This window comes from Streptomyces sp. SID13031, assembly GCF_010548305.1.
GTDB lineage: Bacteria > Actinomycetota > Actinomycetes > Propionibacteriales > Kribbellaceae > Kribbella.
This window is the reverse complement of the sequence record NZ_JAAGLV010000006.1, coordinates 152373-169878: the sequence shown is the minus strand read 5'-3', so window position 1 is coordinate 169878 and position 17506 is coordinate 152373. Positions and strand designations below refer to the sequence as shown.

At 69.2% G+C, this 17506-nt stretch carries 22 protein-coding genes; 13 read left to right on the top strand and 9 right to left on the bottom strand.

The window, feature by feature from the left end; genetic code table 11:
- Positions 1–35 precede the first annotated feature (35 nt).
- Both G3I17_RS14575 and G3I17_RS14570 read right to left on the bottom strand, forming a co-directional pair.
- Positions 36–533: an HAD family acid phosphatase gene (locus G3I17_RS14575; RefSeq protein ID WP_164596551.1), complete on the bottom strand. Its 498-nt coding sequence runs from the start codon at positions 531–533 to the stop codon at positions 36–38.
- A gap of 7 nt (positions 534–540) precedes the next feature.
- Positions 541–1098: a GNAT family N-acetyltransferase gene (locus tag G3I17_RS14570; protein WP_164596550.1), complete on the bottom strand. Its 558-nt coding sequence runs from the start codon at positions 1096–1098 to the stop codon at positions 541–543.
- Between the two features lie 127 nt (positions 1099–1225).
- Between G3I17_RS14570 and G3I17_RS14565 the strand changes: the two genes are divergently transcribed.
- Genes G3I17_RS14565 through G3I17_RS14550 form a run of 4 tightly spaced genes read left to right on the top strand, consistent with a single transcriptional unit; the run spans position 1226 to position 6615 of the window.
- A complete protein-coding gene (locus tag G3I17_RS14565; RefSeq protein ID WP_164596549.1) occupies positions 1226–2356 on the top strand; it encodes a metallophosphoesterase in 1131 nt (376 codons plus the stop codon).
- Complete coding sequence (locus G3I17_RS14560; RefSeq protein WP_164596548.1) at positions 2353–5130, top strand: AAA family ATPase; 2778 nt, start codon at positions 2353–2355, stop codon at positions 5128–5130. Before G3I17_RS14565 ends, G3I17_RS14560 begins: the two co-directional genes overlap by 4 nt.
- A 44-nt stretch (positions 5131–5174) precedes the next feature.
- On the top strand, positions 5175–5582 hold the full coding sequence (locus G3I17_RS14555; RefSeq protein ID WP_164596547.1) for a MerR family transcriptional regulator: 408 nt from the start codon (positions 5175–5177) through the stop codon (positions 5580–5582).
- Between the two features lie 31 nt (positions 5583–5613).
- Positions 5614–6615, top strand: a complete 1002-nt coding sequence (locus tag G3I17_RS14550; protein ID WP_164596546.1) for an aldo/keto reductase — start codon at positions 5614–5616, stop codon at positions 6613–6615.
- 113 nt (positions 6616–6728) lie between these two features.
- On the opposite strand, the gene G3I17_RS14545 is transcribed toward G3I17_RS14550, so the two are convergent.
- From G3I17_RS14545 to fdhD, 3 genes are all read right to left on the bottom strand, one after another.
- The gene (locus G3I17_RS14545; protein ID WP_164596545.1) at positions 6729–7463 is read right to left on the bottom strand and encodes an anti-sigma factor; all 735 of its coding nucleotides are present in this window, start codon (positions 7461–7463) and stop codon (positions 6729–6731) included.
- A gap of 5 nt (positions 7464–7468) precedes the next feature.
- The gene (sigK, locus tag G3I17_RS14540; RefSeq protein WP_239062557.1) at positions 7469–7996 is read right to left on the bottom strand and encodes an ECF RNA polymerase sigma factor SigK; all 528 of its coding nucleotides are present in this window, start codon (positions 7994–7996) and stop codon (positions 7469–7471) included.
- Positions 7997–8132: 136 nt separating this feature from the next.
- Entirely contained in the window at positions 8133–8960 is an 828-nt protein-coding gene (gene fdhD / locus G3I17_RS14535; protein WP_164596544.1) for a formate dehydrogenase accessory sulfurtransferase FdhD, read from the bottom strand.
- Positions 8961–9107: 147 nt separating this feature from the next.
- Between fdhD and G3I17_RS40730 the strand changes: the two genes are divergently transcribed.
- Positions 9108–9359 (top strand): hypothetical protein, encoded by a 252-nt coding sequence (locus G3I17_RS40730; protein WP_239062536.1) that lies wholly within the window; start codon positions 9108–9110, stop codon positions 9357–9359.
- Between the two features lie 149 nt (positions 9360–9508).
- On the opposite strand, the gene G3I17_RS39800 is transcribed toward G3I17_RS40730, so the two are convergent.
- Positions 9509–9652 (bottom strand): hypothetical protein, encoded by a 144-nt coding sequence (locus G3I17_RS39800; RefSeq protein WP_203590192.1) that lies wholly within the window; start codon positions 9650–9652, stop codon positions 9509–9511.
- A gap of 77 nt (positions 9653–9729) precedes the next feature.
- On the opposite strand from G3I17_RS39800, the gene G3I17_RS14525 reads away from it, so the two are divergent.
- Positions 9730–10344: a trimeric intracellular cation channel family protein gene (locus tag G3I17_RS14525; protein WP_343238306.1), complete on the top strand. Its 615-nt coding sequence runs from the start codon at positions 9730–9732 to the stop codon at positions 10342–10344.
- Positions 10345–10347: 3 nt separating this feature from the next.
- Here G3I17_RS14525 and G3I17_RS14520 read toward each other — a convergent pair whose 3' ends face one another.
- On the bottom strand, positions 10348–11547 hold the full coding sequence (locus G3I17_RS14520) for an MFS transporter (RefSeq protein ID WP_164596543.1): 1200 nt from the start codon (positions 11545–11547) through the stop codon (positions 10348–10350).
- 77 nt (positions 11548–11624) lie between these two features.
- On the opposite strand from G3I17_RS14520, the gene G3I17_RS14515 reads away from it, so the two are divergent.
- The 3 genes from G3I17_RS14515 (at position 11625) to G3I17_RS14505 (ending at position 14127) form a co-directional block, all read left to right on the top strand.
- Positions 11625–12752, top strand: a complete 1128-nt coding sequence (locus G3I17_RS14515; protein ID WP_164596542.1) for a ferrochelatase — start codon at positions 11625–11627, stop codon at positions 12750–12752.
- Complete coding sequence (locus tag G3I17_RS14510; RefSeq protein ID WP_164596541.1) at positions 12749–13549, top strand: inositol monophosphatase family protein; 801 nt, start codon at positions 12749–12751, stop codon at positions 13547–13549. The genes G3I17_RS14515 and G3I17_RS14510 overlap by 4 nt, the downstream gene beginning before the upstream one ends.
- Positions 13550–13827: 278 nt before the next feature.
- A complete protein-coding gene (locus tag G3I17_RS14505; protein ID WP_012921380.1) occupies positions 13828–14127 on the top strand; it encodes a DUF4193 domain-containing protein in 300 nt (99 codons plus the stop codon).
- A 132-nt stretch (positions 14128–14259) separates the two neighbouring features.
- Here G3I17_RS14505 and G3I17_RS14500 read toward each other — a convergent pair whose 3' ends face one another.
- Both G3I17_RS14500 and G3I17_RS14495 read right to left on the bottom strand, forming a co-directional pair.
- A complete protein-coding gene (locus G3I17_RS14500) occupies positions 14260–14541 on the bottom strand; it encodes a DUF4235 domain-containing protein (RefSeq protein ID WP_164596540.1) in 282 nt (93 codons plus the stop codon).
- Positions 14542–14565: 24 nt separating this feature from the next.
- Positions 14566–15021 carry a DUF3093 domain-containing protein gene (locus G3I17_RS14495; protein WP_343238304.1) on the bottom strand — a complete coding sequence of 152 codons (456 nt, stop codon included), beginning with the start codon at positions 15019–15021 and terminating at the stop codon, positions 14566–14568.
- A 52-nt stretch (positions 15022–15073) separates the two neighbouring features.
- On the opposite strand from G3I17_RS14495, the gene dut reads away from it, so the two are divergent.
- From dut to G3I17_RS14475, 4 genes are all read left to right on the top strand, one after another.
- On the top strand, positions 15074–15526 hold the full coding sequence (dut, locus tag G3I17_RS14490) for a dUTP diphosphatase (protein ID WP_164596538.1): 453 nt from the start codon (positions 15074–15076) through the stop codon (positions 15524–15526).
- A 127-nt stretch (positions 15527–15653) separates the two neighbouring features.
- Positions 15654–16331: a DUF3710 domain-containing protein gene (locus G3I17_RS14485; RefSeq protein ID WP_164596537.1), complete on the top strand. Its 678-nt coding sequence runs from the start codon at positions 15654–15656 to the stop codon at positions 16329–16331.
- 54 nt (positions 16332–16385) lie between these two features.
- Positions 16386–16775: an OB-fold nucleic acid binding domain-containing protein gene (locus tag G3I17_RS14480; protein WP_164596536.1), complete on the top strand. Its 390-nt coding sequence runs from the start codon at positions 16386–16388 to the stop codon at positions 16773–16775.
- Complete coding sequence (locus G3I17_RS14475) at positions 16768–17496, top strand: DUF3159 domain-containing protein (RefSeq protein ID WP_164596535.1); 729 nt, start codon at positions 16768–16770, stop codon at positions 17494–17496. Before G3I17_RS14480 ends, G3I17_RS14475 begins: the two co-directional genes overlap by 8 nt.
- The last annotated feature ends 10 nt before the right edge of the window (positions 17497–17506 follow it).

The following is a 17506-nucleotide window of genomic DNA, read 5'->3' as shown; positions in this document are numbered from 1 at the left end:
GACGTCTCGCCACTTCTTCGGACGTAAGCGAGGGGTCAGGTGCGACCCTCGGTTTCCTGGGCTTCGAAGAGGGTCGGCTGGGTCTCGGCATCGAGTCCCCAGTCGGCCCTCATCACTGTGTAGCCGGCCTTCTCGGCCGCGGCGCAGACCTTCACGTCGTCATCGACCAGTACCGCGACCCGGCGTTCCTGCGCGAGCGTCCTGAGCCGGGCGAGCTTCATCGTCGCCGATGGGCGCCGGTCGTTGTTGCCGCGCATCAGCAGCTTGCCCTCGGGGAAGCCGTTGTCCTTGAACCACTTCACCGTGTCCCGCCGCAGCCGCTCGGGCCGCCCGGTCAGGTAGACGATCTCGTGGTCCGCGGCCAGCGTCGTCGCGACCGTGAACCCTTCGTCCAGGACGGCGTCGTCCTTGGCGTGCGCGAAGAACGAGTCCCAGTCCTTGGGTTTCCGGTCCAGGAACTTGATCCGCTGACTGGTGTCGGACAAGGTCGCGTCGATGTCCAGTACGGCGTACGGGCGTTGATCGTCAGGCACGACTGCATCATCTCAGGGAGGCAGCTTCCCAGGTACTCCGGTCGATCGCGTACTCGACCTCGCCGTACTCCGTCCCCGGCAGCGGCTCGTCGAAGTGCACGTGGAAGACCCGCACGAACCGCAGCCCCGACTTCACCATCACCCGCCGGGACCTCGTGTTGACCGCCATCGTGTCGGCCACCACCCGGTCCATCCCGAGCCCGCCGAACGCCTCGTCGATCAGCGCGCGGGTGCCCTCGGTCGCATACCCCCGACCCCACGCCGGGCGATTCAACCGGTACCCCACGTCGACCGTGCCGGCCTCACCGGTCGGCTGCAACCCGAACCACCCCACGAACGCTCCACTCGACTTCTCGTGCGCCGCGAACGTCCCCAGCCCCGGATGCGTCTCGTACCGCGCGAGGATCTCGGGCAACACCTTCCGCTCGACCTCCTCCCGCGGCGTCGGCTCCCCGGTCAGGTACCGCATCACCTCGACATCGGCGTCCAACTCCACCAGCAACTCGACATCAGCCCCGGTGAACCGCCGCAGTACGAGCCGCTGACTCTCGAGATAGATGTCCATCCAGTGATCCTCGCGACCCCCGGCGGCCGCTTCAACTGGATTTGGGTGTTCGCATGGCGGGCAGTCGGTGGGTTGTGGGTGTGTTGATTGGGTGCTGGCGAGCGGGCCGGGTTAGCGTTCTCGCGCGATGAATGACTCGATCACCTTCCTGCACAGCTCGGACTGGCAGCTGGGCATGATGCGCCGGTTCCTGGGGCCGGACGGTCAGGCTCGGTGGGCCCAGGCGCGGCTGGACGCCGTCATGCGGATCGGGGACGTCGCCAAGGAGACCGGGGCGGCCTTCGTGGTCGTCACCGGGGACGTGTTCGAGCACAACCAGGTCGAGCGGCAGACGATCTTGCGTGCTTGTGAAGCGCTGAAGCGGATCGAGGTGCCGGTGGTGCTGCTGCCGGGCAACCACGACGCGCTCGAGCCGGGCTCGCTCTGGTCGTCGGCGCAGTGGTCCGGCCACGCGCCCGACCACGTCGTCGTCGTGACCGGCAGTTCGCCGATCGAGATCGTCCCGGGTGTCGAGATCGTCGGCGCGCCCTGGCGTTCCCGCCGGCCAGTCTCGGACCCGGCCGCTCCCGGGTACGCCGAGCTGAAGCCCGCGCCCGCCGGGACGAAGCGGATCCTGCTCGCGCATGGGCAACTGACCAGCCTCAGCGGCGGCATGTCCGACGTACCGACGATCGACCAGGTGGCGCTCGAAGCAGCTGTCGCCGATGGCCGGTTGCAGTATGTCGGCCTGGGTGACCGGCACTCGACGACCGAGGTGACCGAGCGGATCTGGTTCTCCGGGACACAGGAGGTCACCGCGCCCGAGGAGACGCATCCGGGCAACGTGCTCAAGGTGACGCTCGGCGCCAAGTCCATCGAGGTCGAGCCGATCCGGGTCGGCGCCTGGCACATGGTCGAGCACCACGCGGAGCTGTACGACGAGGAGTCGCTGACCGCGCTGGAGGATTTCTTCGCCGAGCTGCCGGAGAAGGAGCGGACGTATGTCCGGCTCGCCGCCGACGGGTCGTTGCCATTGCCGCTGCTGAGCCGGCTGGACGCGATGGTCGACGCGCAGGGCGAGGTCTTCGCCAGCGTCGAGCGATGGGCGAAGTTCTGGACGGTCCGGCCGGCTCCCGACGCGGCCGACCTGGATGCGTTGCAGTTGAGCGGGCCCGCGCGCGCCGCGATGGAGGAGTTGCGTCAGGCCTTGGCCGGTGGTGACGAGGGCGCCGGCGCGGCCCTCACGTTGATGCACAGACTGGCCCGGGACGCGGGATGAGGCTGCATCGACTGACGCTGCGGAACTTCCGCGGCGTCAAGGACCGTACCGTCGATCTGCCTGGCATCGGTACCACGGTGATCGTCGGCGACAACGAGGTCGGCAAGTCGAGCCTGGTCGAGGCGTTCGCGCTGATCTTCGACTTCCCGGACGACTCCAAGTCGACCCGGATCCGCGACATCCAGCCGGTCGGCCAGGACGTCGCGCCCGAGGTGACCGTCGAGTTGTCGCTGGGCGGGCGCGATCTGACCTACACCAAGCGCTGGCTGAAGAACCGCTCCACCGAGCTGGCCAGCGTCGACAAGGACGGCCGCCGGCAGACCTGGACCGGCCGCGAGGCGCACAACGAGGCCGAGCGGCTGTTCGCCGAGAACGTCGATCCGGTGCTGTGGCAGACGTTGATGGTCGGCCAGGGGCAGTCGCTCATCCTGCCGACGCCGGCTGACGCAGAGCCGCTGATCACCGCGGTCACAGCAGAATCCGGTACTCCGGTCGACGGCGCCTCGATGCCGCTGGTGACCGCGGTGGAGCACGAGTACCTGCGCTACTGGACCCGTGGCGGCCGAGCGACCGGCGACTTCGCCAGATCGGCTCAGCATGTCGCCGCGGGGGAGCTGGCCGCCGAGCAGGCGTTGAAGGCGATGGACGAGGTGCTCGCCGACATCCGTCGCGCCGAGCGGCTCGCCCTCGATCTCGCCGACCTGTCCGGGCGGCTGGAAGAGCACCTCGAATCGGTCGAGGACCTGCGCGAGCGGAAGAAGGCGACCGACGAGATCCTGCTCCGGCGGGACTCGATCAAGAGCCGCGCCGAGACCGCCCGCGCCCGGCTGGAGAACCACACCCGTACCCGGCTCGAACGCGAGCGGCTGCTGGTCGATCTCGAGCGGTTCACCAAGGCCGGCGCCGATCTGGCCGAGCGCTGGAAGCACGCCGACCAGATCGCCCGCAAGGCCGCCGAAACGGTGCACGCCGCCGAGGCCGCACTCGCCGAGGTGGTCGAGCTCAGGGACGAGCGGCGCGCCGAGGTCCAGGATGTGGAGCGGCTCGTCTCATCGCTGATGGACCGGGCCGAGCTCGATCGGTTGCTGGGTCAGCAGAGCGAGCTGGTCGACGTACGGGCCCGAATCGCCGCGGCGGGTGCTGTGCTCGACGCGATCCTCGTCGACGACGCAGTGGTCAATGCGCTGGAAGACTCGCGGGCGAAGGTGGTCGAGGCTCGCGCGGCATTGGCGGCCGGAGTGCCGGAAGTGTCGGTACGGCGGCTTGGTGGCGAGGCCGTCGAGTTGTCGGGGACCGGGCTGGATGCCGGGTCGGGCGTCGGGAAGGTGCCCGCGTCGCTGGGCGAGGACGGCGCCATCGAGCTGCTCGTGTCGGGCGAGCTGGTGGTCGGCGTACCGGGTCAGCTGGAGGTCAGGGTCCGCGCGGGTGGTGAGGCGGCGACACTGCGGGCGGGTGTGGACGAGGCCGTCCGGCGCGAGAAGGACCTGCTGAAGAAGGCTCGGGTCAAGGATCTGCCGGCTGCGCGGGAGTTGCTGCGCAAGGGGGATCTGGCGTCGGCGGAGTTGCAGGAGGCACGGCGTACCGAGCGGTCGTTGACGTCCGGGGGCGACCCGGCAGAGCGGATCGCGGTACTGACCTCGCGACTCGGGTATGTCGAGGGCGAAGACCTCGAGGAGCCGCCGGCGAAGCAGGCCGCCGTGGAGAGCGTGCCGGGGCAGATGTCGCTGTTCGAGCAGTTCGAACCGGACGAGAACGCCTTTGACTTTGCCGAGCTCGAGATTCCCGAGCCGATGGACGTTGGCGACCTGGCGGTGGCGCAACGACGGTTGGAGAACGCGCGGACCGGCCTGGCCGAGGCCGAGCGGTTGCTGGCGGACGCGGAGTTCGCGGCGGCGCAGGCGCGGAAGGCGGCCGACGAGGATCGATCGGAGGCCCAGCAGGCGCGGGCGCGGGCCGAGTTGGCGGGGGAGCGGTTGGCCGCTGCCGGCGACTCCCTCGATGCTGCTCGGCAGTTGCTGGCCGACGACGAGGTCGAGGGTGCCGAGGTCGAGGCGACCGGTGAGGTCGAGGCGGTGCTCGACGAGCTGACCGCAGTACAGGAGCAGGTCGACGCGGCCGGGGCCGATCGGGTCGCCGGGGAGCTGGCTGATGCGCTAGCGGTCGCTACGCGGCTGCAGGGCGAGCGGGACGTACTGCGGGATTCGTTGCGGACCACCGAGGGCCGGCTGGAGCAGTCGGGGCGCGACGGGCTGGCCACTCGGCGCGACACGGCTGAGCTCGATCTGGCCGCGATTCGCACGGAGTACGAGAGTCTGAAGCGTCGCGCGGAGGCGGCTCGCCGGGTCTACGAAACCCTCGGCCGGCATCGCGCGGAGGCGCAGACGAAGTACTCGGAGCCGTTGCAGACCCGCATCGAGGCGCTCGGACGAAGCGTCTACGGACCGTCCTTCCGGGTCTGGCTCGACGACGACCTGGCCGTCGCCGAGCGCGAGCTGGACGGCGTTCGCCTGCGCGTCGAGGCGTTGTCGACGGGTGCCCAGGAGCAGCTCGCGATCATCACCCGGCTGGCGATCAGCCACTTGGTCAGTACAGGCGAAGGCAGCGTCCCGGTCATCTTCGACGACGCGCTCGGCTGGTCCGACAAGGCCCGCTTGCGCGACATGGGCGCCCTGCTCGGCCGCGCCGGCGACCACGGTCAGGTCATCATCCTCACCTGCATGCCCGACCGCTACGAATACGTCCCAAAGGCGACCTACCTCAAACTCGAATCCTGAATCGCCCTTGACCTGGAGTGCACTCCAGGTTGTTGGCTAGAGGCATGACCTCGATTCAGGTACCCGACGGCGGCGTGACGATCGGCGAGGCGGCCCGGCTGACTGGGCTGTCCATCGACACCTTGCGGTACTACGACCGCGAGGGGCTGCTCGGTGACTTGCCACGGGACGGTGGTGGGCGACGGCGGTTCGACGAGATCAGCATCGGCTTGCTCGATGTGCTGATCCGGTTGCGACGGACAGGGATGCCGATCGAGCAGGTGCGGCGGTTCACCCGGCACGTCCGCGAGGGCGACCGGGATCGGGCCGGCCGGCTGGCGCTGCTGCGCGAGCACCGCACCAAGGTGATCGAGGACCTGCGGCAGCTCGAAGCCGATCTCGAGGTCATCGACTGGAAGATCGCGGCCTACCAGGCCGCCGAGGACGGTATCGATCCGCCGCCTCGCAACTGACCATTCACAGACATTGATGATGAGGAATCGAATGACAGCGACAGCAGGTAAGCGGCTCGGTGGGCGTAGTACGAGTGCACTGGGCGTCGGGTGCTGGGCGATCGGGGGACCGTGGGAGTACGCGGGACGCCCCGCAGGCTGGGGAGAGGTTGACGACGAGGTCAGCATCCGGATGATCCATGCCGCGGTCGACGGCGGGATCCGGTTGCTCGACACGGCCGACGTGTACGGCGCCGGGCACAGCGAGGTGGTGGTCGGTGAGGCGTTGCGGCAACTGCCGGCGAGTGTGCGCGGCGAGGTGATCGTGGCGACCAAGTTCGGGAACCTGTTCGACGAGCAGACCCGGGTGGCCACCGGCCAGGATGTGACACCGGCCGGTATCCGGGCCGCGTGCGAGGGGAGCTTGCGGCGTCTCGGTGTCGAAGCGCTCGACCTGTACCAGATGCACGGCGGCGCCGACACGGCCGCCGAGGCCGAGGACGTGGTCGCGACCCTCGAACAACTCGTTGCCGAAGGCAAGGTCAAGGACTTCGGCACCAGTGTGGACGACCCGGCGATCATCGCCGTCTTCGGCAAGTCGACGGCGATCAGCGTCCAGTCGCAGCTCAACGTCTTCGGGCACAACCCTGAGGTGCTCAAGGCCGCACACGAGCAGGACTTCGCCGTACTGGCCCGCACGCCGCTCGCGATGGGCCTGCTGACCGGCAAGTACGACCTGTCGAACCGCCCGTCCGAAAGTGACGTCCGTCGCGACACCCCGTGGTGGACCTACTTCGACGACGACGCGATGGCCGACTGGCTCCGCCGCCTGGAGGCCGTCCGGGAACTCCTGACCACCGACGGCCGCTCCCTCACCCAAGGCGCCCTCGCCTACCTCTGGGCCCTGGACCCCGTCATCATCCCGCTCCCCGGCGCCCGCACCCCAGAACAAGTCACCGAACACGCGGCTGCCGTGGCCTTCGGCCCGCTGGCCGACTCGGCGCGAGACGAGATCGACGTGCTACTGGCCGACTCACCCGAGCGCAGCCGCTGACCCCGGACGGCTGCCACACACCAACCTCGTCGGCTGGCGTCGCCTGACGCTCGTCGCTGCCTGCCTGGCCGCCACCACCCCCCGTTGGTGTGTGGTGGCGGTCCGGGTCTCCGTCAGACCATCGTGATGACGGTCGCGGTGGAGAGGGTTGGTTGGGTGGCGCCGGGCTTGTTTTCTACTGTCAGGCCGAAGGCGATCTTGTCGGCTACTCCGCCCTGGAGGAGCTTGGACTCGTCGCCGGTGGCCAGGCCCACCGAGTGCATGTCGCGGGACTTGTCCATCAGCCAGAGCTGGTAGGTCTTGTTGTCGGGGAGCTTCGGGAGGTCGTGGAGCAAGACGATCGCGCGGTCCTTGGCGGGGGACATCACGACTGTCGCCTGACCGCCGGCCTTGAGGTTGCCGCGGACGGTCTGGGTGTCTGGCTCGGCCAGCAGCGAGGCGAGTTGCTCGTTCTGCCGGCGGGCGCGGGAGTTGTCGCGGTACTGGTCGATCGCGATCCCACCGGCTCCGGCGACGGCGAGTCCGGCCGCGGCCAGGCTGAAGAACGAGCGACGGCTGAAACCCTTGCGCCGCTCAGGTGCCGGCACGGCGACCGGTCCGTCGGGCCTCACCAACGGGTGTAGTTGCCGGGTGGTCGCGATCTCGGCGAGGACGCGCGCCTTCAGCGCCGGTGGCGGCGGGGTGGCAACCGCCGTACCGAGCTTGTTGGCCGCTTCGCGGAGCTCCGCGACCTCCGCGCCGCAGGACTGGCAGTCGGCGAGATGTTCCTCGAAACCGATCCGTTCGTCCTCGGGCAGTGCGTTCAGTACGTAGGGTCCGGTCAGCGCGTGCACTTCCGGTGTCGTCATGGCCCTCACCTCCCCGTCACACCCAGGCAGTCGCGCAGCCGGATCAGGCCGTCGCGCATCCGCGCTTTGATCGTCGCGAGTTTGGCGTCGAGCAACTCCGCCACTTCCCGGTACGAGTATCCGCCGTAGTAGGCCAGCGTCACCGATTCCCGCTGCAGCTCGGTCAGCGAGGACAGACAGTGCCGGACCTGTTCCACCTCGAGGTTCGTGGTGACCGCCTCCGCGACCTCGTCGTACTCCGTGGCCGAGCTCGCCGCCGCGACCGCTTGCTCGCGATCGGTGGACGACTGCTCGGACCGGACCCGGTCGATCGCGCGGCGGTGCGCCATCGTCAGGACCCACGAAGTGAGCGAACCGCGGTCGGCGTCGTACCGGGTGGCGGTCCGCCAGACCTCGACCATCACCTCTTGGGTGACCTCCTCGGACTGGGCCGGATTGCGCAGCACCCGCCGGATTAGGCCGTAGACGCGGGGCGCCATCTGGTCGTACAGCTGCGCGAACGCGTCCGTATCACCCCGCGCGACTCGTGCCATCAGGTCGGCCGGACTGCCGGCGGACGGGTCGACCACCCGCGGCCAAGGTAGGGCCGTCTCCTCGCTCACAGGACGCATCCTCCGGGTCGGTGAAACTGGTCGGAGGTACTTCGGAGCCGGGCGGTCGCCGGATGGGTCAGCGCAGCACGCGCTCGGGTGCGCTGTAGATCACACAGCGCTCGCCCCGGGTGAAGCCGACCAGGGTGACGTCGAACCGCCGCGCCAGGTCGACGGCGAGACTGGACGGCGCGCCGACGGCGACCATCATCCCGAGGCCGGCGGCGACGGCTTTCTGGATCAGCTCATAGCCCATCCGGCCGCTCACGACGAGCACGAGGCCCTTGCGGCTGCGCTGGTTGAGAACGGTCCAGCCGACCACCTTGTCGACCGCGTTGTGGCGACCGACGTCCTCCCGTACTACGACCTTCTGGCCGTCGGGGGTGAACAGGCCCGCCGCGTGGAGGCCGCCGGTGCGCCCGAAGGTGGGTTGCGCCTCACGGAGGAGATCCGGCAGGCGCAGTACGACGTCCAGCGGGACCTCCACCGGGTCGACCGGGTCGTAGTCGCGCTCGGCGAGGTCGTCGAGGCTCTGCTGGCCGCAGACGCCACACGCCGCGGAGGTGACGCCGTACCGCTGGGGTGGCTCGCGGTCGGGCGGGCCGTCGAAGGTGACCGTGACGGTGTTGAACTGCTGCTCGCTGGTGAGCTTGACGTCGGTGCAGTAGGCGACGGTGTTGATCGCGTCCGGCCGTACTGCGAAGCCTTCGCCGAGACAGAAGCCGGCGGCCAGCTCGAAATCCGATCCGGGCGTCCGCATCGTGACGACGAGCGGCTCGGGCGGGCGACCGGGCCACTCGAGGCGGAGCTCGAGCGGTTCCTCGGTGACCACCACGTCCTCACGCCGGGACGTCTTGGCGCCGTCCTGCACCTCGATCTTGTACCGGGTGGTGGGTCCTTTGCTCATGTATACAATCTAGATCCTCAGCTCCAGTCGCGCCGTAGGGCGAGCCAATCGAAGTAGGCCCAGGCGTAGAGACGCTGGTGGCGGCGGATCTCCGGAGTGCAACCGGGTGGCGGCGGGGCGTCGAGCTTGTTGATCATGTAGACGGCGATGATCGCGGCGAAGCTGTCGATGTGCTCAGCCGGTACGCCGGCGGTCAGCGGGCTGGACCTCAGGGCGGCGAGGGTGTCGATGCCGTCGCGGTGGGCGAGGGGGAGCAGCCCGACCCAGTCGAACCAGGCGGGTCCGAGGGACAGCCAGTTCCAGTCGACGGTCCAGCAGGTGTTCTGGGCGTCGATCAGGAGGTTGTCGGGGCGGATGTCGGTGTGGATCGCGGAGGTGGGAGCGAGGGCGGTCGGGTAGAGGTCGACCAGGTCCTGCAGCTCCTGCAGACGGTCGGGCAGCCAGGGCTGGAAGCCGTCGGGGAGCGGCTCCTTGCCGGCCAGGATCTCGGCCGGCCGATACCGGGGGAAGTTGCCACCCTCGATCTCGGCGCTGAAGGGCTCCAGACCCTAGCCGGAGCCGACCGAGGGACCGGCCTCGATGATTTCGGTGCCGAGGGCAACTGCCAGCGCGGTCCGGAGAGACTCCGGGAGAGCGCTCCACGGCGGCCTGGCCGAGGTGGCGGTGTAGTCGACGACGGGTGCTCCGCTCATGCCAGCAGGGTAGGCGTCCGGCGTGGCGGATGCGGCTGGTTTTCGTGGCGGGGCGCGCGGGCGGCTACGGTTCGGTGGTGAGTGGATGGGCTTTGCATGTGCTCGATCTGGTCGGGATCTTCGTGTTCGGGATCACCGGGGCGCTGGTCGGAGTACGGAAGAAGCTGGACGTGTTCGGGATCCAGGTGCTCGCCCTGGTGACCGGGCTGGGCGGTGGGTTCATCCGCGACGTGCTGATCGGCGCGACGCCGCCGGCCGCGCTGGTCGACTGGCGCTATCTCGTGGTGCCGGTCGCGGCCGGGCTGATCACCTTCTTCCTGCACCCGGGGATCGGGCGGGTCGAACGCATGGTCAACATCTTCGACGCGGCCGGGCTCGCGCTGTTCTGCGTCACCGGAGCCCGCAAGGCGCTCGAGTACGGGCTGCCGCCGCTGTCCGCCGCGCTGGTCGGCACGATCTCCGGCATCGGCGGCGGCGTCATCCGCGACCTGCTCTCCGGCCGCGTCCCCGTCGTACTGCGCAGCGAGATCTACGCGACCCCCGCTTTCCTCGGCGCCGGCATCGTGGTGGTCGTCGACGCCCTGCACTACGACGCGTCGTGGACCACCCTCGCGGCCGCCGTCGTCTGCTTCGTCATCCGCTTCATCGCCATCCGCCGAGGCTGGAACGCCCCGCTACCCCGGATGGCCTAGCGGTCAATTGTGGGCGAAGCGGGTCTTGGGTCGGGCGAAGGTGACTGAGGCGCTCGCGATCAGGGCGCAGGCGATGCCGACGATGACGGGCACCCAGTAGGCGTCCGAGGCGCCCCAGCTGTCGACCGCGTGACCGGCTGCGGCGTTGCCTGGGGCAACACCGAGCAGCAGCCCGGTGACCGTCCAGGTGATCGCCTCGGTGAGGCGCTGCGGCGGCACCCACTCCTCGACGCAGGCGGTGACCGCGACCATCGTCGGCGCGATCGTCAGGCCTGCCCCGAACAGGACGGCGCCGAGCGCGAGGATGTTGCCGACCCAGGGCAGCGGGGCCAGCGTGATGGCCAGCGCGATCGTGCCGATCAGCAGCCGCCGCTCGACGGGCGCCTTCCAATGCACCGACCCGTACCAGAGCCCCGCCAGCAGCGAGCCAAGCGCCCACACGGCCAGTACGACGCCCGACATGCCCGGCTGGCCCTCGGCGGCGGTGAACGCCACTGTGACGACCTCAGCGCTTCCCAGGGTCGCTCCCAGCCCGAGCCCGATGATGCTGAGCAGGAGCAACGAGAGCCAGGGGAGTGGCGCCTTCTCGCTACCGTTCGACTTGCCACGGCCAGGCGGGTCGGAGGCCCGCAGCGCCGCCAGCCAGATGCCCCCGGCCAGACCGAGTACGCCGGCCGCTCCGAGGGCGGCGTACGGGCTGACCTGGGTGGCGAGGGCGGTGACGAGGACCGGGCCGACGATGAAGACGACCTCGTCGCCGACAGCCTCCAGCGCGAACGCGGTCTGGAGAGCGCGACCCCGGCCGAGCAGATGGGTCCAGCGTGCCCGGACGAACGAGCCGACCTGCGGACGGGTGCCCCCGGCAACGAACGAGATGAGGTACAGCAGCCAGGACGGCGCGTCGGCGCGGACGGCGACGAGCAGGCCGGCCAGCGCGATCGTGCAGAGCACCGTGCCGACCAGGAGCAGCAGCCGTTGGCCGAACCGGTCGACCAGCCGGCCCTGGATCGGTCCGGTGAGCGCTCCCGCGACCACGGCGACGCCGGAGACGGCACCGGCCAGACCGTAGGAACCGCTCTCCCGCGCGATCAGGATGACGATGCCGAGACCGAGCATCGAGATCGGCATACGACTGACGATCCCGGCGACGAAGAAGGCACGGGCACCGGGTCGGCGCATGAGGTGTGCATAGGGCTTGAGCATCAGAAATCGCCTTCACCCTAGCTGGCCGCGGAGGTACCGCGCGCATCCGTTGTCAGCGCGCCTGGGATCATCGAGGTATGCCCGTCGAGCTGACGCCTGATCCAACCCCGTACGACGCCGTCCTGCTGCTCTCCTTCGGTGGTCCCGAGAAGCCCGCGGACGTGCTGCCCTTCCTGCAGAACGTCACCCGCGGCCGTGGCATCCCGGACGAACGGCTGGTCGAGGTCGGCGAGCACTACTACTCGTTCGGCGGCCGCAGCCCGATCAACGACCAGAACCGTGACCTGCTGAGAGCGCTCCGCGACTCCTTCGACGAGGTCGGCGCGGGCCTGCCGATCTACTGGGGCAACCGCAACTGGGAGCCGTACCTGACCGACACGCTGCGCCAGATGACGGCGGACGGCGTGCAGCGGGCTGTGGTGATCGTCACGAGCGCCTACCCGTCGTACTCGGGCTGCCGGCAGTACCGGGAGAACCTGGCCGCTGCGACGGCAGCGGTCGAGGGTGCACCGGTGATCGACAAGCTGCGGCACTACGCGAACCACCCCGGCTTCATTGAGTCCTTCGTCGAGTCCACCGCCGAGGCGCTGAGCAAGCTGCCCGAGGGCTCCGCGATCGCGTATGTGACGCACTCCATCCCGAACGCGATGAACGAGACCAGCGGCCCCGACGGCAACGCGTATGTCGGCTGGCACCTGGACGTGGCCGCCGAGATCACCGCGGAGCTGCAGCGGCGTACAGGGGTCGAGCGCCGGACCGACCTGGTCTACTGCTCGCGCTCCGGCCCGCCACAGGTGCCGTGGCTGGAGCCGGACGTCAACGACCACCTGGAGGCGCTGGCGGCCGACGGTGCGCCGGGCGTCGCCGTAGTACCGATCGGGTTCGTCAGTGACCACATGGAGGTCATCTACGACCTCGACACCGAGGCACTGGCGACCGCTGAGAAGCTCCGCCTGCCGATCGCGCGTGCAGCGACCCCTGGCACCGGCCAGCGGTTCGTGACGATGCTGCGCGACCTGGTCCTCGAGCGGGCCGCCGCAGAGCGCGGTGAGCAGCCCTCACGGCCCTGTCTCGGCAAGCTCGGCCCTGGCTGGGACAACTGCCGACCCGACTGCTGTCCAGCTCTCCGCCGCCCCGGAGCGTCCCCAACCCGCGAATCATCAGTCCACGAATCAGCCGCACCGGCAACGAAGGAATCTGTATGAGCTCCGAGAACCCCCAGGACCTGCTGAAGCTGGCTGTCGAGGTTGCCGCCGAGGCGGCCCAGCTGATCGTCGAGCGCCGCCGGGGCACGGTCACCGTGGCCGACACGAAGAGCACCGCGACAGACATCGTCACCGCCGTCGACCGGGAGTCGGAGGAGCTGATCCGGGCTCGCGTGCTGGCTGCACGGCCGGACGACTCGTTCCTCGGCGAGGAGGGCGACGACGTCAACGGCTCCAGCGGCGTCCGCTGGGTGGTCGACCCGATCGACGGCACCGTCAACTACCTCTACGACATCCCGACGTACGCCGTCTCGATCGCGGTCGAGGTTGACGGCCAGACGGTGGCCGGCGTGGTCGTGGACGCGCCCAAGGGCGAGATGTTCACCGCGACCCTGGGCGGCGGCGCGTTCCTCGACGGCAAGCCGATCCGGGTCTCGGACTGCCCCGACCTGAGCAAGGCACTCGTCGGCACCGGCTTCGGCTACGACCCGGTCCGCCGCCAGGTGCAGGCCGAGGTCGTCCAGTCGCTGATCGCCAAGGTCCGGGACATCCGCCGGATCGGGGTCGGCGCGATCGACCTGTGCTATGTCGCCTGCAGCCGGCTGGACGCGGTCTATGAGCGCGGTCTGAACCCGTGGGACTACGGCGCGGGCGCGCTGATCGCGTCCGAGGCCGGCGCGACCGTCGGCGGGATCGGCGGAGCCCCGGTTTCTCCCGAGATGTCGATCGCGGCGACCCCGGCGGTGTTCGATGCGTTACACGACGCGCTCGCTGCCGCCGATCCGCTGAGATCGTAAAACTGCTCGTTAGTGCGCGCTAGTACGCACTAATGAGCAATAACCTGTTCGGTACTGTCTCAATCTGCGACACGCGGGCCAGAAGGTGGACCCCGACGCGCGCGAAGGCCCGTTGATAGGGCACAATCCCTGCCTCGGGGGCGGTATTGATGCCGCTGCCAGCCTGTCTGTCAAGGGTTTCGGGGGACGAGAGCTTCCTGGATGGAATTTCTCGGCCGCTGTACCCGTTCAAGGGCTCAGCAGGCAACACCACGGGTACGAAGAGGGCAGGGAACACGATGGCGACTGATTACGACGCCCCGCGCAAGACGGACGAGGACTCCAGCGAAGAGTCGATCGAGGAACTGAAGACTCGCCGTCACGACAAGAACTCCGGCAAGGTCGACGAGGACGAAGCCGAAGCCGCAGAAAGCTTCGAGCTGCCCGGTGCAGACCTGAGCCACGAAGAGCTGGCGGTGCGGGTCCTCCCGCGCCAGGCCGATGAGTTCACCTGTTCGAGCTGCTTCCTGGTTCACCACCGCAGCCAGCTCGCGAACAGCAAGAACGGACAGCTGATCTGCCGCGACTGCGCTGCCTGAACCGCAGCGTGGCCGCCCTGCTCGGCTGAGTCCGTACCGACTCACGGGACCGTCCCTTTTCCGGGGGCGGTCCCGTCGTCATGTTTTCTCACCGGCGGCTGCTACCGAGGTGCCGGCGGTCGACGCGTTGCGTCAGGAGTTCGGGTTGTCCTCGTAGCCGGGTGGGAGGCTGCCGGTGGACTTGAGCCAGTACTTCGCCGCGCGGTCCTCGGCGAAGCGCTTGGCTGCCGCGGCGGAGGCGCCGCTGGCGACGGCCCAGGTGACGATCTCGATGTAGCCGGCCTGGTTGCCCTTGGGTGGTTTGCCGCCGGACCCGATCTTCCAGGCCGTCGTCACCGCCTTGTTGGCGACCAGCGACACCACGATCGTGAACGCCATCAGGACCAGCTTCCAGCCGATCTTCGCTCCGACCACGACTACCTCCTCAGGTCCGGGTACTCAGGATCTTGCCACGGTCTCAGCCGTGAGGGCTGCTGCCAGCCGTTCCGGGCTCCGCGTGGCGATCAGCCAGTACGGCGCCGGGTCGTTCGGGTCGGTGATCTCGACCCGGACCGCGCCGGGCAGGTAGCTGCGCAGTACGAGGTAGGCAGCGGGGTTGCAGTCGCGGCCGAACGCGTTGCGCGCGTCCTCGCCGGACAACGGCTCGACCCTGCCCAGGTACTGCCGCTCGATAGCGGCACGGCCGGCCCTGAGCTTGTCGGCGTCGACAGCAACCACAGCACCGCCGTACCGGAGGTACAGGGTGAGCAGGACGGCGGCAGAGATCCCGCCGACTGCTATGCCCGCGGGGAGGCCGGCAGGGACGGCCGTGATGACGAAGAGGGTGATCACTGCGGCAGCGCCGATGACCCACCAGCTCACTGGCACGCTCAGCCGTTCCCGGTATTGCTCCACGAGACCAGCCTGGCACGCTCGCCGTCGAGGGCCGTCGGTAGGGTCCTCTCCCATGACTGAGGTACTGATCCAGCGGCTCGACGAGGACCTCCCGGTACCGGCGTACGCGCATCCCGGCGATGCCGGTGCCGACCTGGTCGCGGCCAGCGACATCACCTTGAAGCCAGGGGAGCGGGGGCTGGTCGGCACCGGGATCGCGATCGCCCTGCAGGACGGGTACGCCGCGTTCGTGCACCCGCGATCCGGGCTGGCAGCGAAACACGGGGTGTCGATCGTCAACGCGCCGGGCACCGTGGACGCGGGCTACCGTGGCGAGATCAAGGTCTGCCTGATCAATCTGGACCCCGCCGCCGAGATCACCCTCAAGCGTGGCGACCGGATCGCGCAGCTCGTCATCCAGCGCGTCGAGAAGGCCCGGTTCGTCGAGGTCGCGACGCTGCCGGGGTCGGATCGCGGCGCGGGTGGATACGGCTCGACCGGCGGCTTCGGTGGTGTGACACGCTGATCAGGTGCACGCCGTTGACCTACGGCATGCGCGAGACTACGGCGGGCTCCGACTGGGTCGGGCCGCTGAGCTGATGGTGACTTTCGACGAACGAGTCGGTACACGAACAAGGAAGTAGGCAAGAGCAGTGATCTTCCGTCGCAAGGGCAAGAACGACGACGCCGAGACGACCGGCGGTTTCTTCGGCGACGAGGAAGAGGCCGTCGAAGAGGCTGAGGAAGCCGCGCCGGTCGGTCGCAGCGCGGGCCCGTTCGACTCCACCGAGGTGGAGCCCGAGACGCTCGAGGCCGAGGACCGGATCGACCTCGGCGCGCTGGTGGTCACCGGACTGCCCGGGATGGAGCTGCGGCTGCAGGTCGACGAGGCCAGCGGTGACGTCCAGGCGGTGCTGCTGGTGCTGGAGGACTCGGCCCTCGAGCTGCGAGCGTTCGCCGCGCCGAAGACGAGCGGTATCTGGTCCGAGGTCCGGCGCGAGATCGCCTCCGAGGCGACCCGGATGGGTGGCACGGCCTCCGAGACCGAGGGCCCGTTCGGTACTGAGCTGGTGCTCGTCGTACCGGTCGAGGACCCCGAAGGGCAGATCTTCAGCCAGACCTCGCGCGTCATCGGGGTCGACGGCCCGCGCTGGCTGCTGCGGGCCACCGTGCTGGGTCGCGCGGCGGTCGAGCCGGAGGCGGCGCCGCCGATGGAGCAGTCCCTGCGCAACGTGGTCGTCGTTCGCGGCAACGAGCCGATGGCACCGCGCGAATCGCTGGCCCTGCAACTGCCCGCCGGAGCCCAGGCCGCGACCGAGGAAGAGGCCTGACCGACATGTCCGGATACCGGCCGAGCACGCTCACGAACGGCTTACACTGGCCTCATGGGTAGTGAGAAACCCGGGGGCATCTGGAAGCGCGCCTTCAAGGGATTGGCCGGCGATCGGGACGAGCAGGACGCCGAGGTGCTTCAGGACTACGCGAACGGTTGTGGCGCGCGGTCCATCACCGGTTGTCACGACCGGGAGATGGTGACGCTGTACGGCACGCTGCGCACGATCACCTTCAGCCCGCGCGGCGGCGTACCGGCACTCGAGGGTGAGCTGTACGACGGCACCGGAACGGTCAAGCTGGTCTGGCTGGGCCGGCGCAAGATCGCCGGTATCCACCCTGGCTCTGAGTTGACCGCGTCCGGGCGGATCGGTGTAGTGGACGGGGACCGGGTGATGTTCAACCCGCGCTACGAGCTCCGTCCGACGGCTGCGCATGGCTGACCCACAGAGCACGGTGCCGCCCGCCGACCCGGCCTCCTCGCCCGAGGAGGAACCGGTCAAGCCGGCGCCGACCACGGACAAGGACTTCTTCCACGCCCTCGGCGGCTGGGGGGCCCTGCTCGACATCGGCCTGCCGTGGATCGCGTTCATGGTCGTCTACGCGGCCTCCGACCACGATCTCAAGCTCGCGCTGATCGTCGCGGTGGCCTGTGGCGCCGCGATCGCACTGCTCCGGCTGGTCCGCAAGAAGCCGCTGCGCAACGTCATCGGCGGCTTCATCGGCGTCGCGTTCTCGGCCTGGGTCGCGAACCGCAGCGGCAAGGCCGAGAACGTCTACCTGCCCGGCATGATCCTCAGCGGTGTCTACCTGGCGATCTACGGCATCTCGATCATCGCCAAGTGGCCGCTGTTCGGCGCCCTCTACGGCCTGATCACCCAGACCGGTGGCGAGTGGCGCAAGGACGCCGACATGTACCGGGGCTTCAACCGCGCCACCCTGATCTTCGCCGGCCTCTTCGCCTTCCGCCTGGTGATCCAGATCCCGCTGTACCTGACCGAGCAGCTCAACGCCCTCGGCATCGCCAAGATCGGCCTGGGCCTCCCGTGCTACGCCCTGGCCCTCTGGCTCGCGTACTCCGTCCTCAAGGGCTCCCTCCCCGCCGACAAATGGGACGAGACCCGGGACCACGTCACGGGCCTCCTCCGCGGCGGCAAGAAGTAGCCCACCCAGG

Excerpts from the sequence above, each read along its gene's own strand:
- G3I17_RS14570 (WP_164596550.1), bottom strand. The coding sequence starts at position 1,098 with ATGGACATCTATCTCGAGAGTCAGCGGCTCGTACTGCGGCGGTTCACC.
- G3I17_RS14565 (WP_164596549.1), top strand. The coding sequence starts at position 1,226 with ATGAATGACTCGATCACCTTCCTGCACAGCTCGGACTGGCAGCTGGGC.
- G3I17_RS14560 (WP_164596548.1), top strand. The coding sequence starts at position 2,353 with ATGAGGCTGCATCGACTGACGCTGCGGAACTTCCGCGGCGTCAAGGAC.
- G3I17_RS14555 (WP_164596547.1), top strand. The coding sequence starts at position 5,175 with ATGACCTCGATTCAGGTACCCGACGGCGGCGTGACGATCGGCGAGGCG.
- G3I17_RS14550 (WP_164596546.1), top strand. The coding sequence starts at position 5,614 with ATGACAGCGACAGCAGGTAAGCGGCTCGGTGGGCGTAGTACGAGTGCA.
- G3I17_RS14545 (WP_164596545.1), bottom strand. The coding sequence starts at position 7,463 with ATGACGACACCGGAAGTGCACGCGCTGACCGGACCCTACGTACTGAAC.
- sigK (WP_239062557.1), bottom strand. The coding sequence starts at position 7,996 with ATGGCACGAGTCGCGCGGGGTGATACGGACGCGTTCGCGCAGCTGTAC.
- fdhD (WP_164596544.1), bottom strand. The coding sequence starts at position 8,960 with ATGAGCAAAGGACCCACCACCCGGTACAAGATCGAGGTGCAGGACGGC.
- G3I17_RS40730 (WP_239062536.1), top strand. The coding sequence starts at position 9,108 with ATGATCGCGGCGAAGCTGTCGATGTGCTCAGCCGGTACGCCGGCGGTC.
- G3I17_RS39800 (WP_203590192.1), bottom strand. The coding sequence starts at position 9,652 with ATGAGCGGAGCACCCGTCGTCGACTACACCGCCACCTCGGCCAGGCCG.
- G3I17_RS14520 (WP_164596543.1), bottom strand. The coding sequence starts at position 11,547 with ATGCTCAAGCCCTATGCACACCTCATGCGCCGACCCGGTGCCCGTGCC.
- G3I17_RS14515 (WP_164596542.1), top strand. The coding sequence starts at position 11,625 with ATGCCCGTCGAGCTGACGCCTGATCCAACCCCGTACGACGCCGTCCTG.
- G3I17_RS14510 (WP_164596541.1), top strand. The coding sequence starts at position 12,749 with ATGAGCTCCGAGAACCCCCAGGACCTGCTGAAGCTGGCTGTCGAGGTT.
- G3I17_RS14505 (WP_012921380.1), top strand. The coding sequence starts at position 13,828 with ATGGCGACTGATTACGACGCCCCGCGCAAGACGGACGAGGACTCCAGC.
- dut (WP_164596538.1), top strand. The coding sequence starts at position 15,074 with ATGACTGAGGTACTGATCCAGCGGCTCGACGAGGACCTCCCGGTACCG.
- G3I17_RS14480 (WP_164596536.1), top strand. The coding sequence starts at position 16,386 with ATGGGTAGTGAGAAACCCGGGGGCATCTGGAAGCGCGCCTTCAAGGGA.
- G3I17_RS14475 (WP_164596535.1), top strand. The coding sequence starts at position 16,768 with ATGGCTGACCCACAGAGCACGGTGCCGCCCGCCGACCCGGCCTCCTCG.